Annotated in this window: 13 protein-coding genes and 1 pseudogene; 3 read left to right on the top strand and 11 right to left on the bottom strand. The window is 43.3% G+C overall.

The features are described from left to right. A pseudogene (locus K2P83_RS04640) lies at positions 1-822 on the bottom strand (site-specific DNA-methyltransferase); the annotation flags it as partial. Between the two features lie 255 nt (positions 823-1077). Between K2P83_RS04640 and K2P83_RS04645 the strand changes: the two are divergent. Continuing rightward, complete coding sequence (locus tag K2P83_RS04645) at positions 1078-1803, top strand: RNA methyltransferase (RefSeq protein WP_292926758.1); 726 nt, start codon at positions 1078-1080, stop codon at positions 1801-1803. Between the two features lie 123 nt (positions 1804-1926). Here the strand turns inward: K2P83_RS04645 and argB are convergent, their stop codons facing one another. Beyond that, on the bottom strand, positions 1927-2814 hold the full coding sequence (argB, locus tag K2P83_RS04650; RefSeq protein ID WP_292926760.1) for an acetylglutamate kinase: 888 nt from the start codon (positions 2812-2814) through the stop codon (positions 1927-1929). Positions 2815-2880: 66 nt separating this feature from the next. After that, entirely contained in the window at positions 2881-3387 is a 507-nt protein-coding gene (locus K2P83_RS04655) for a chemotaxis protein CheW (protein WP_292926762.1), read from the bottom strand. A 113-nt stretch (positions 3388-3500) separates the two neighbouring features. On the opposite strand from K2P83_RS04655, the gene K2P83_RS04660 reads away from it, so the two are divergent. Together K2P83_RS04660 and K2P83_RS04665 are read left to right on the top strand one after the other, a co-directional pair. Then, on the top strand, positions 3501-4079 hold the full coding sequence (locus K2P83_RS04660; protein WP_292926764.1) for a BON domain-containing protein: 579 nt from the start codon (positions 3501-3503) through the stop codon (positions 4077-4079). A gap of 4 nt (positions 4080-4083) precedes the next feature. Then, complete coding sequence (locus K2P83_RS04665) at positions 4084-5466, top strand: FAD-linked oxidase C-terminal domain-containing protein (protein ID WP_292926766.1); 1383 nt, start codon at positions 4084-4086, stop codon at positions 5464-5466. Positions 5467-5558: 92 nt separating this feature from the next. Here K2P83_RS04665 and cyoE read toward each other — a convergent pair whose 3' ends face one another. The 8 genes from cyoE to coxB form a co-directional block, all read right to left on the bottom strand. After that, positions 5559-6452 (bottom strand): heme o synthase, encoded by an 894-nt coding sequence (cyoE, locus tag K2P83_RS04670; RefSeq protein ID WP_292926768.1) that lies wholly within the window; start codon positions 6450-6452, stop codon positions 5559-5561. Positions 6453-6536: 84 nt separating this feature from the next. Next, positions 6537-7118 (bottom strand): hypothetical protein, encoded by a 582-nt coding sequence (locus tag K2P83_RS04675; RefSeq protein ID WP_292926770.1) that lies wholly within the window; start codon positions 7116-7118, stop codon positions 6537-6539. Beyond that, positions 7090-7809: an SURF1 family protein gene (locus tag K2P83_RS04680; protein WP_292926772.1), complete on the bottom strand. Its 720-nt coding sequence runs from the start codon at positions 7807-7809 to the stop codon at positions 7090-7092. The genes K2P83_RS04675 and K2P83_RS04680 overlap by 29 nt, the downstream gene beginning before the upstream one ends. A 225-nt stretch (positions 7810-8034) precedes the next feature. Beyond that, a complete protein-coding gene (locus tag K2P83_RS04685) occupies positions 8035-8892 on the bottom strand; it encodes a cytochrome c oxidase subunit 3 (RefSeq protein ID WP_292926774.1) in 858 nt (285 codons plus the stop codon). Between the two features lie 27 nt (positions 8893-8919). Further along, positions 8920-9132: a DUF2970 domain-containing protein gene (locus K2P83_RS04690; protein ID WP_292926776.1), complete on the bottom strand. Its 213-nt coding sequence runs from the start codon at positions 9130-9132 to the stop codon at positions 8920-8922. A 10-nt stretch (positions 9133-9142) separates the two neighbouring features. Then, complete coding sequence (locus K2P83_RS04695; RefSeq protein ID WP_292926778.1) at positions 9143-9688, bottom strand: cytochrome c oxidase assembly protein; 546 nt, start codon at positions 9686-9688, stop codon at positions 9143-9145. Between the two features lie 120 nt (positions 9689-9808). Then, positions 9809-11395, bottom strand: coding sequence for a cytochrome c oxidase subunit I (gene ctaD, locus K2P83_RS04700; protein WP_292926780.1), 1587 nt, complete (start codon positions 11393-11395; stop codon positions 9809-9811). Between the two features lie 12 nt (positions 11396-11407). Beyond that, entirely contained in the window at positions 11408-12229 is an 822-nt protein-coding gene (gene coxB, locus K2P83_RS04705) for a cytochrome c oxidase subunit II (protein WP_292926782.1), read from the bottom strand. Positions 12230-12346 lie beyond the last annotated feature (117 nt).

Raw genomic sequence — 12346 nt, forward strand, 5'->3', positions numbered from 1 at the left:
GCGGTCTTTCACGTCGCGTTTGTTGACGAACGGCTGAAAGTTGGAGCCGTACTTGATGCCGTAAGGCGGGTCGAGGTAGATCATCTGTACCTGCCCGGCCATGCCTTCCTTTTGCAGCAACGAGTTCATCACCAGCAGCGAATCCCCGGCAATCAGCCGGTTCGCCCAATCGCGGTCGTGTTTGTAAAAATCGATGGCTTCGCGTAGCGGCAGGTTTTCAAACGGCGCATGGAACAAATCCGGCTGAATTGCGGCGCCGGGTTTTCCTTTGCCGTCTTTCAGCTTTTTCTGCACCGCAGCCAGAATCGTCGCCGGATCAATGCGTTCGTGCACATGCAGTGACACAGTGTCCACTGAAAAACTGGTGCGTTCGGCCTTGCCGCTCCAGTTCAAATACGGCGACTGCATGCGTTTGAGCTGTTCCAGTGCCGCTTGCATCTGCTCTTTGTCTCCCGATGCCAGCGCATCATCGATCAAGGTTTCAATCGTTGAGCGGCTGCTATCAAAATTCAGCGCCGGATCGATATGCGGGTCGTATTGCCAGGCGGTTTTTCCTTCCACGCCGTCGGAATGCGTGTCGACCATGCCGACATGCGGATTGTTGGTGCGTTTATCGTCATGCCGGTAACTGAGCACTTCGGAAGACTGATTTTTGCCTTTCTTATGATCGGGCACAGTCTTTCCGGAGGATGATTTTCTCGGTGTCACGGCTTCTGGCGATGCTTCTTGCAACTCGAGTGAGAATTCATCATCGAGCAGGGTCTCCTGCTGTGGCTTTTGGTTTGAACCGTTCACTGCTGTCTTGTCTTCGTTTGCTGCCATGATTGAGTTCAACTTCCTAAGGTGAGATTTTGCCTGGTCGCCACTTTATAACAACAAGTTACTAATGATGGATCAATTCTACCAGTGAATAAACGCATCGCATCAAAGCATTTGGGCATCACATCATTGTTTTCTTTCTTCTGATAGAATCAGGCTGTTGGGTGAAATTCTGTCAAATTCTTGATGCTGGCAGTCTGACACGCTATTGGTTGATCCATTAAGTCATACTTTCCACATCAATAAAATCCACTCACTATGAATGCTCCTTGTCCGCTTGATAATGTTCGCATCGTTCTCAGCCACACCAGCCATCCCGGCAATATCGGCGCGGCTGCACGGGCGATGAAAACGATGGGATTGGGCGCGCTGTATCTGATCAATCCCCGGCTTTTCCCGGATCGAGAGGCGGATGCGCGTGCGGTTAGTGCGCGCGATATTCTGGATAAAATTAAGGTTTGCACCGAATTGGATGAAGCGTTGGAAAACACCGTGATGGTTGCTGCGATGACGGCGCGACCACGCGACCTTTCGCATGATGTGTTCAATGCACGGCAGGGTGCACGAGAATTATTGCGTTATGCGCGGCAACAGCCGGTCGCATTGCTGTTTGGCGCAGAAACATCCGGACTGACTACCGCGGAAGTGAATAAGTGCCAGATCATTATTCATATTCCCGCCAACCCGGAATTCACTTCACTGAACCTGGCAAGCGCAGTGCAAGTGATGGCGTATGAGTTGCGCATGGCGCTGATAGAAAACGAAGAACCTGCATCCCCGATTGGATCACCCGTTAGTTTTAATGATCTGGAGTTATTTTATGCGCATCTTGAACAGGCGATGATTGCCAGCGATTTTCTTGATCCGCAAAAACCCAAGCTGTTGATGCAGCGCATTCGCCGTTTGTTTGCACGGGCGCGGCTGGAGAAAGAGGAAGTGCAGATTTTGCGCGGCATTCTGACGGCTTTGGGCAAGCGCTGGTAGCATCCCAAGGCTTCTTTGCACCTATAGAACTCCTGAAAAACTCACATTGGTCATTCCGAACGCAGAGAGGAATCTTTGTAGATTTCTCGCGGTGCTCGAAATGACAGTCAGTCAAAGATTTTTCTAGTTTTCCTTAATCAAAGTACCCACACCTTGATCGGTCAATATTTCCAGCAGCAGTGCATGCTCTACTCGCCCATCAATAATGTGACAGGATTTGACACCCTTCTTGACGGCATCCAGGGCGGATCCAATCTTGGGTAACATACCGCCGGAAATAGTGCCGTCAGCAAATAACTCATCGACTTTCTGCGCGGTCAATCCGGTCAGCAAATTGCCTTCTTTATCCAACACACCGGGGATGTTGGATAATAAAATCAGTTTTTCCGCCTTGAGAATTTCAGCCAGCTTACCGGCAACCAGATCCGCATTGATATTATACGACTCACCTTCGGCACCCACACCAATGGGTGCAATGACCGGAATAAAATCTTGTGTATCGAGCAGCGCAATCAATGAGGGATCGATCGATTCAATTTCGCCCACCTGACCGATATTGATCCATTTTCCCGCTGTTTCGCGATCTGCCATGAGCATCTTCTTAGCGCGGATAAAAGCGCCATCCTTGCCCGTCAACCCAACGGCTTTGCCGCCGTGGCGATTGATTAGGCTCACGATGTCTTTGTTGACCGATCCGCCTAATACCATTTCTACCAAATCCATGGTTTCCGCATCGGTGACACGCATGCCTTGGATAAATTCACCTTGCTTACCAACACGTTTGAGCATGTCGTCGATCTGCGGACCACCGCCATGAACCACCACCGGATTCATACCAACCAGTTTTAGCAGCACGACATCGCGCGCGAATCCATGTTTAAGATTTTCTTCAACCATGGCATTCCCGCCATATTTAATCACGATGGTTTTGCCATGAAAACGCTGAATATAAGGCAACGCTTCGGATAAAATTTTGGCTTTATCTTTTGCTACGGAGTGGGGAGTCGACATGATTCTCTCAATCACTTATCAAATAATTTGTAATAAAAACGTATCGGCATATCTTCAAACGGCAATTCATTCACGCGCAATCTGCAAGAATTTTTCATCACGGATCAATTCATATAGGCTTAATTCTCGCCATAGCCGTCCTTCTGTATCCTTATAATTTGCGGTAACACCCTTAGGCAGTTTCTTTTTGGCCGATTTAACCGGTGTAAATTCAGACAAATTTCTAATACCCAGCATACTGTTGACTATGAAACCACCGAACATCTTATTCCCTGGAGAAGCAAGTAAGATTCGTGATTTTAGGTTGAATTGCGTTGGATTTCCGCCTAGATAGACACCTATATCTGTGATTCCGTAGAGATTCCCGCGCACATTGGCCAAACCAAGAAACCAGGGCTGCGTTAACGGAACGTGCGCTAATTTGGGTATCTGTATGACTTCACTGACTTCAGTCATTGGGATCAAATAGCGATCCTCTCCCACTGCCACACCCAGCACCGTAGATGAAGCATCACCTTTACCCGCGCTTTGGATCTGTTCAGTTAAAGTATGTTGGTATTCTTCTATGCTCATAATGCCTGTTAAGTCACTTTGTAATGCTGTGTTTTAGGCTATTGATTATTCGTGATCCGGCTATTTTACTGTATTATCAGGCATGCAATTTTGAATTCTGTGGAGTAAATTAAATGAAATATCTCAATCAAACTTGGCTGGCTCTTTTTTTAATCTTCCCATTTCTGGTAGGTTGTGTTCCGATGTTTGCAGTTGGTACAGCAGCAGGAACTGGCGCATATATCTCCGAGGATCGTAGAACCAGTGGCATGTTCATTGAAGATGAGGGCATTGAATTAAAAGGGTCGCGGCGTATTTATCAACAATTTGGCGATAAAGTACACATTAATATCACCAGTTATAATCGCATGGTTCTGTTAACGGGAGAAGCGCCGACAGAAACCATCAAGGGGGATATTGAGAAACTGATTATGGGTGTTGATAATGTGCGCAAAATCTTCAATGAAATCGCTGTTGCCGGAAACACTTCACTGGCTTCCCGCAGCAATGATACATTGATTACTTCCAAGGTAAAGACTCGCTTTTTAACCGAACGCAAGTTTCAGATTAATCATGTCAAGATTGTGACAGAGAATGAAGTAGTGTATCTGCTCGGTGTGGTTACCCGACAAGAAGCCGATAATGCAGCTCAAATTGCCAGTGCTACATCTGGCGTGAAGAAAGTCGTCAAAGTATTCGAATATCTGAATTAATTTCATGATACCAGCTAATTTGATAGCTGATTTGCAGGGAGCATTTCCTCCCGATCGCTTTTATACCGATCCGGTAGATTGCTATTCTTATGCTTATGATAACAGTCGCAAAATATTTCCGCCTGATGCCGTACTGTTTCCGCTAACCGGAGAGGAAGTGCAACACATCGTAGCGCTTTGCAACCAATATCAGATCCCGCTTATTCCCCGCGGGCGTGGTACCGGTACTGCGGGCGGTAGCTTGCCAGAATTTGGCGGCATTGCTTTATCGATGGAACGCATGACCAATATCATTTCTATCGACCCTGCGAATCGTGTTGTCGTGGTTGAGCCTGGTGTATTGAATCAATCCGTACAAGATGCTGCCAAGCCATTTGGTTTTTTCTGGCCGCCCGATCCTTCCAGTGCCATGTTCTCAAGTGTTGGTGGAAATATCGCCACCAGTGCAGGTGGCCCTCATGCGGTTAAGTATGGCACGACCCGTGAACATGTTCTGGGTTTGAAAGCTGTGACCGGCGCGGGAGACTTCATTACAACCGGCTGTTACACCACCAAAGGTGTCGTTGGATATGATCTTACGCGTCTTCTAATTGGTTCCGAAGGAACACTCGCTGTGATTACCGAGGCAACACTTAAACTAACTGCTTTACCCAGTGTCGTCGCTGGCATTACAGCACATTTCCACGATCTTTCAAGTTGCGCAGAAGCTATAGTTAATATTATGTCACTACCACAACTGCCAAGCGCTCTTGAATTTCTCGATTCCGGCTCGCTAAACCTGATACGTGGCCGCTATCCTGACATGCTACCAACGAATACAACCGCCATGCTGATGATAGAAGTCGATGGTTCCAAGAATGACATTCCTGATGCGTTATCCGCAATACTTGCGGCATGCAGAACCGGCGGATTGATTCATGCCAACCAGGTGAATGATACTGCGGCACTATGGAAAGCCCGCAAGGCTTTATCCCCTCTATTACGTGAAATTGCGCCTAAGAAGATTAATGAAGATGTTGTAGTACCGGTTAGTACCCTGCCCCAATTTTTACACGGATTGACACAACTAAGTACGCAACATCACCTGCACAATGTAAATTTTGGCCATGCTGGGAATGGTAATATTCATGTCAATTTGTTGATAAACCCTGATGATGCTGAAGAAGTTGCACGAGCCGAATGCTGTTTGGATGAAATATTTGACTTGGTTATCACGCTTCGAGGCACTTTATCGGGAGAACATGGTATTGGTAGCGAGAAACGTGCTTTTGTAACAAAAGAGATAGACCGTGCAACACTGGATTTAATGAAGAGCATCAAACATTTGTTCGATCCCAACAATATTCTTAATCCTGGAAAATTGTTTCCTAAGACTGAGTCAATCTGAGAACTATATTTAATTTTCGCTTGTAATATGTGACAACCACATAATAACCACATATTACAAGCGCAATATTTCTGATACTTAAAGCTTAAATTCTAAAAAAAGAAATAGTGATCTACTAACAGTGCCACGAATAGCAACGCTAAATAGAGTATCGAATAACGGAACGCTTCCCGTGCCAATTGGTCACTATAGTTTCTGTAAATTTCTACTGCGTAGTACATAAAAATTCCATTTAACACAATAGAACTTCCCAAATAAATTAGTCCACTCATTTGAGTTATATAAGGCAGAGTTGTCACAACACACAAAATGATTGTGTACAACAATACTTGCAATTTTGTAAATTGATCACCATGTGTCACTGGAAGCATAGGCATACCAATTGAGGCATATTCATTTTTTCTGTATAGCGCAAGTGCCCAAAAATGTGGTGGTGTCCAGGCAAAGATAATCAAAAATAACAACAGCGCATCTGCGGTTACATCACCCGTCACTGCAGCCCAGCCCAATACTGGCGGCATAGCGCCTGAAGCGCCGCCTATTACGATATTCTGCGGCGTCAGCGGTTTCAGAATCACGGTATAAATTATGGCATAGCCTACAAAAGTGCCAAGCGTCAGCCACATAGTGAGCTCATTGATCCAGTGATACAGCATAAAAAGACCCAATCCTCCGACAATCAGCAGAAAGAACAGAGTTTCTGGAACACTCACTTTGCCTTGTGGAAGGGGCCTTCCTTTCGTTCGCGCCATCACGGCATCCATTTTTTGTTCTACCAGGCAATTTAATGCTGCGGCAGCCCCAGCCACTAACGCAATACCTATCGTTCCAAAGATTAGGATATCCAAAGGTACCGCCCCGGGGACTGCCAGAAACATTCCAATCACTGCAGTAAATACAATCAACGATACAACGCGCGGTTTCGTTAAGCGGTAAAACTGATTAATACGGGTTGCTGTTTCATGCCAAGTCATACTAGTAGACATGTCTTTGATCTCCTTTATCCATCTTCATTGAATATTTTTATATTTGATTCAAGCGAATCCTGTCTGCTGAGACACAATCAAATCTTAATGCTCTATTTGCGAAACATGTAACAATCTTTTTATGTCATGACCCATTTTTGTCCCATCTACGTTTTCTGGGAAACGCATCATCAAATTACCTATTGGATCAATTAAGTAGATGTGTTTTGTTTGAATTTCTTTGGTTTCAATAAAACTAAGAATCTCGCTATCCTGAGCTTTAACAAAGAATGTGCCATCATATTCTTTAACTAATTCCGCATCTGGAATGACATCGTCATTAATTAGCCAAAGCCGTTCAATTCGATGTTTTTGTTTTCCCTGCACTAACCGTACTTGTCGCATAAAATATAATTTTTTCTGACAAGCTTCGTCACAGTGCCCAGAATCTACTGTCACCAGAACCCACTTTCCATGCAGATCCTTCATACGCAGGATCGTATTATCAGCTTGGTTGGTTGCTTTTCCTGTCACCTTAACGATCGGTATTAAATCACCATAGTGCTTACTTTCTGGTTTATATTCCAGAAAATATAAGGCATAAGAAATTACAACCGGAGCACACATTAATGCCAGAAGTAGTAAAAATTTACGCCTATTAGACTTTTGTATTTTTTCGTTTAACATTCAACACTAAGAAAATAATTATTGCTGTAGTTGCTAGTAAAAACCATTGAACTGCATAGCCTAAATTCTTGGCAGCACCTGAGTCTGGCCTATCCCAATCACGCATCAGTCCATCTTCTACATTATTCTTTTGCAATACCATCAGAGGTTGAATTTCTTGCCCTGTCTCCTCCTGATAGCGCTGCAGATTAAAGTCATTCCAGACCTTACCTGTTGTTACCATTTCAGACAGCTTGAATGTCCTCAATTCTGGTGCTACCACTAACCCAGTTACATTAATAACACCATTAATTTCATTGACATGCGGCAATACTGATCTGTCATATCCTGTCGCGACCCACCCTCTGTTGATCGCAACAAGTAACGCGCTATTCACAATCTTAAGTGGTGTAATAACGTGATAGCCCGCATGACCCTGATGAGTTTTATTATCCAGAAATATTGTGTGTTCAGAAAGAAATTCACCCTGCACTTCAACTTCTCGATACTGAAAATCTTCTAGCTTGACCAAAGTATTTGGCAATGTCACTGCGGGTTGCTTTGCATATTGTTCAAGAAGCTCATGCCGTGCATTTTTTTCATCAGCGCGAGATAACTGCCACTTACCCAATTCAATGAAAATGATAACAGACACTGCGGTAACTAAAACCACCCACAGCTTTGGTTCAAAGCGGTATCCCAATACAATCATTTTCTGTCTGTATAAATTTTGATACTCGATTGACTGTTATTTTTAGGAAATGTATGTCCTATATTTTTAGTCAGTTTTAGAAGAAATACTAACTGAATTTCTTATCTTTTATCTCGCAAATAAAAAATTCCAGACTTTTACACCTCACAAGAAATCTTTTCTTCTAACTAAACTCTTAGTGTCTGTGTGCAAAAGCTGGAATCTTCTCTACCACCTCTGTTTCTTTTACATCAAATAAACAAAAATAAACAGCCCTAACCATACCACGTCAACAAAGTGCCAGTACCAAGCCACTCCTTCAAAACCGAAGTGATTCTCAGGAGTAAAGTGCCCGGCTAAACTACGGAAGTAGATTACTGTCAGCATGATTGCACCCACAGTTACATGGAATCCGTGAAATCCAGTCAACATGAAGAAGGTTGAACCATAAGCACCTGTTGTCAATTTTAGATTCAAATCATTGTAAGCGTGAATATACTCATAAGCTTGGCAGCCTATGAATAATGCGCCTAAAAATATGGTAGCGAGCAACCATTTTTTGAGTCCATCGCGTCTGTTTTCTTTCAGTGCGTGATGTGCCAGGGTACAGGTTACACCCGACAATAACAGTAACAGTGTATTGAAAGCAGGCAACCCCCATGCTCCCATCGGGGTGAATTGTTCGTGTACGCCAGGTCCCGCGGTTGGCCATGCACCATTATATGAGGACCAGAAGCTATTTCCCAATACTGAGCTTTCTGCTTCTAGCCAAGGAATCGAAAGGTTACGCATATAAAACAATGCACCAAAAAATGCACAGAAGAACATTACTTCTGTCAAAATGAACCAGCTCATTCCCCAACGAAATGAACGATCTACCTGCTGATTAAATTTACCACTTTCACTTTCCCTTGCTACAGTTCCAAACCAACCAAATAACATATAAATCAGTATGGCAAAACCTACTGCTAACAGACCATATCCAAGCTCCATCTTATTCATGGTCAGGGCTGCGCCTGACCCTAAAAATAACAGCGCGGTCGATCCTATTATTGGATATGCCGATGGTGCTGGGACATAATAGTGTCCGGATTCTTGACTCATTCTTATCTCCTCCTACTTATGATTTATTTAATTTCTAACTACCAATTGAACTAATAACAACACACAGATTACAAATACCAAGCCTCCAATAATCCCGCCTATGACAACATGAACTGGCTTCAAAGTTGCAGCATCATTCTCAAGATCACTCTTTGTGCGGATTCCCATAAATGCGGCCATGACAGCTTTAGCAATCTGCAAAATACTAACGCTACTTTGTTTTTCAGTAATCTTATTCACTTCCTCTGCCTTATTTTGTAGCCACGCTTCCACTACCGGGTAATTCAAAGAAAGTATATGAAATAGTCACCGTATTTATCTCTGGCGGCAATCCAGGTTCAATTACAAATTGCACTGGCATTTGTCTAGTCTCATATGGCTTAAGAACTTGTTTTGTAAAGCAAAAACATTCAAACTTCTTCAAATGTTTATCCAGAAAACGCGGGCTGTAACTGGGTATCGCTTGCCCGTTTATTTCACGATCTGAGTCATTTGTAATTTCGTACATCACACTGATTGCTTCACCAGGATGAATACGAGCGCTGGTTTGCAGTGGTTTAAATTGCCAAGGCAATCCTCTTGTATTCGCATCAAATTCCACTGTAATCCAGCGCTTTTCATCCACCCAATTCTCTTTAACCAGTACGTCTGGTTTTAGCAGATTATTAATTCCAGTTACTTCACAGAATTTTTCATAAAATGGTACAAGAGCATATCCAAAAACAAACATTATTAATGTGAAAACCAACAACTTTTTCATCATTACTACATTAGCTTTCGATAAGTTAGTTACCATATTGTTTGTAAATAACCGTTAAATAAAGTGCTACCACCGTAAATAACAGAAACAATCCAGTTCTTAGCTTTTTACGCTTTAATTCTGTATCTTGTGACATACGCTTTTCTCTGACTGTCTTTACTTAACAATCGGTGGTGTTTCAAAACTGTGGTATGGCGCCGGTGATGGCAAATGCGTCCACTCCAGAGTTGTTGCTCCATCCCATGGCGACTGAGGTGCTTTTTCCCCATTACGTATACAATCAATCACGAGGTAGAGGAATAGAAGCTGCGTCAGTCCAAACCCAAACGCGCCAAGGCTAGAAATCATATTAAAATCCGCGAATTGCAAATTGTAATCAGGAATTCTACGCGGCATACCAGCTAATCCCAAGAAATGCTGAACAAAGAATGTCGCATTAAAGAAAAACATCGATAACCAGAAATGCCATTTACCAAGCGTTTCACTGTACATATGACCGGTCCACTTTGGAATCCAGTAATATACGCCAGCAAATAAGGCAAATAAGGCACCTGACACGAGAACATAATGGAAATGGGCAATTACATAGTAAGTATCCTGTACTTGGATATCAATAGGTACAATTGCACAAATCACACCGCTAAAACCACCAATCACAAACAGGAATATGAAACCTATTGCGAATAACATAGGAGTTTCGAAAGTCATCGAACCACGCCACATTGTTGCTGTCCAGTTAAACACTTTTACACCAGTTGGAACTGCGATCAGCATCGTTGCATACATGAAAAATAGTTGCCCAACCGTTGGCATCCCTGCTGTGAACATGTGATGCGCCCAGACTATACAAGATAAAATCGCAATAGATGCTGTTGCATAAACCATTGATGAGTATCCGAATAGTGGCTTTCTTGAGAATGTTGGAATGATTTCAGAAACAATACCAAAAGCTGGCAAAATCATAATATACACTTCTGGGTGCCCAAAGAACCAGAAAATATGCTGAAACAGAACTGGGTCTCCGCCACCGGCTGCATTGAAGAAACTTGTGCCAAAATGACGATCTGTCAGCAGCATAGTTACGACACCAGCCAGAACCGGCATCACCAAAACCAGCAAATAGGCAGTGATCAACCATGTCCATACAAACATTGGCATCTTCATCATTGTCATACCTGGCGCGCGCATATTTAAAATGGTCGTGATGATATTAATTGAGCCCATAATTGAGGAAGCACCTAAAATATGAACTGAAAAAATCATTAGATCCACGCCCAGACCACCTTGTGTTGAAAGTGGCGGGTAGAATGTCCAACCACCTGCTGCTGCACCACCTGGTACAAAAAATGAACCTACAAGCAGTGTTGCCGCTACAGGTAACAACCAGAAACTCCAGTTATTCATCCGAGCAAAAGCCATATCGGGCGCACCAATCATCATCGGTACTTGCCAGTTAGCAAAACCCACAAACGCTGGCATGATGGCACCAAACACCATTATTAGCCCGTGTAACGTAGTAAATTGATTAAATAGTTCTGGCTGTAAAATTTGAATACCGGGTTGATATAGCTCTGCTCGTATTCCCATAGCCAAAAAACCACCTACCATAAACATAGTAAAACTAAACCAAAGATACATCGTACCTATGTCTTTATGATTGGTCGTTTTAACCCAGCGCATTATTCCACTGGGATGATGATCATCATGTTCGTGACCATGTACGTCACCGTGTACTGCTGCCATAGTTATCTCCTTTTACTTATTTTCTATATGCATTGATGTCTTAACAGCGGATGCACCTAACTGTGCAGCCACCCATTTAGAATAATCATCTGCATTCATCACTTCAACCACAATTGGCATAAATCCATGATCTTTACCACACAATTCAGCACACTGTCCACGATAAATTCCAGGAGCATCTGCTGTAAACCATGAATCACGAATAAAACCTGGAACAGCATCTTGTTTAACGCCTAATGCTGGCACCCACCATGCATGAAGCACATCATTTGCTGTGATAATTACCCGCACCTTCTTACCTACAGGTACAACGACACGATTATCTACTTCTAGCAAATAATTTTCGCCCTTAGGTTCTTTATTTTCATATTGAGCTCTTGGTGTCGACAATTTACTATAGAAACTAATCCCCTCTCCCTCCCCTTGGAGATAGTCATAACCCCACATCCATTGATAACCAGTTGCTTTGATGGTCATATCAGGACTAGATGTGTCCTTCATAGAAATAACTGTCTTAGTCGCAGGCAATGCCATAACCACAAGAATAATACAAGGTATTACAGTCCAGATAATTTCTACTGTAGTGCTGTGATGAAAGTTTGCTGCTTTGTATCCCACAGATTTGCGGTGCTTGAGTATGGAGTAAAACATGACACCAAACACACCAATAAAAATAACCAAACAAATCCACATAATCCAAATATGCATATCATAGGTTTCTCTCGCGATGATACTTTGCGGCTCTGGAAAATTATATTTAGACCCTACTGCCATACTTGAATACAAAGCGAGAGTGGATACCCCCGCCAGGGTTGCTACTAATTTACTTCTCATATTCCCCCCCACATGATTACTAATTTTACAGATTTCAGGTACGACTACAACGCTACAAACCTGAACGCTTATCCTGTTCAGCCAGCTACGGAAGTCATACGCCAAAATCCTGTTTTG

The organism is Nitrosomonas sp. (genome assembly GCF_019752415.1).
Taxonomy (GTDB): domain Bacteria; phylum Pseudomonadota; class Gammaproteobacteria; order Burkholderiales; family Nitrosomonadaceae; genus Nitrosomonas.

Bases quoted from the DNA above. Each gene is read 5' to 3' on its own strand.
- K2P83_RS04645 (WP_292926758.1), top strand. From the start codon at position 1,078: ATGAATGCTCCTTGTCCGCTTGATAATGTTCGCATCGTTCTCAGCCAC.
- argB (WP_292926760.1), bottom strand. From the start codon at position 2,814: ATGTCGACTCCCCACTCCGTAGCAAAAGATAAAGCCAAAATTTTATCC.
- K2P83_RS04655 (WP_292926762.1), bottom strand. From the start codon at position 3,387: ATGAGCATAGAAGAATACCAACATACTTTAACTGAACAGATCCAAAGC.
- K2P83_RS04660 (WP_292926764.1), top strand. From the start codon at position 3,501: ATGAAATATCTCAATCAAACTTGGCTGGCTCTTTTTTTAATCTTCCCA.
- K2P83_RS04665 (WP_292926766.1), top strand. From the start codon at position 4,084: ATGATACCAGCTAATTTGATAGCTGATTTGCAGGGAGCATTTCCTCCC.
- cyoE (WP_292926768.1), bottom strand. From the start codon at position 6,452: ATGTCTACTAGTATGACTTGGCATGAAACAGCAACCCGTATTAATCAG.
- K2P83_RS04675 (WP_292926770.1), bottom strand. From the start codon at position 7,118: ATGTTAAACGAAAAAATACAAAAGTCTAATAGGCGTAAATTTTTACTA.
- K2P83_RS04680 (WP_292926772.1), bottom strand. From the start codon at position 7,809: ATGATTGTATTGGGATACCGCTTTGAACCAAAGCTGTGGGTGGTTTTA.
- K2P83_RS04685 (WP_292926774.1), bottom strand. From the start codon at position 8,892: ATGAGTCAAGAATCCGGACACTATTATGTCCCAGCACCATCGGCATAT.
- K2P83_RS04695 (WP_292926778.1), bottom strand. From the start codon at position 9,688: ATGGTAACTAACTTATCGAAAGCTAATGTAGTAATGATGAAAAAGTTG.
- ctaD (WP_292926780.1), bottom strand. From the start codon at position 11,395: ATGGCAGCAGTACACGGTGACGTACATGGTCACGAACATGATGATCAT.
- coxB (WP_292926782.1), bottom strand. From the start codon at position 12,229: ATGAGAAGTAAATTAGTAGCAACCCTGGCGGGGGTATCCACTCTCGCT.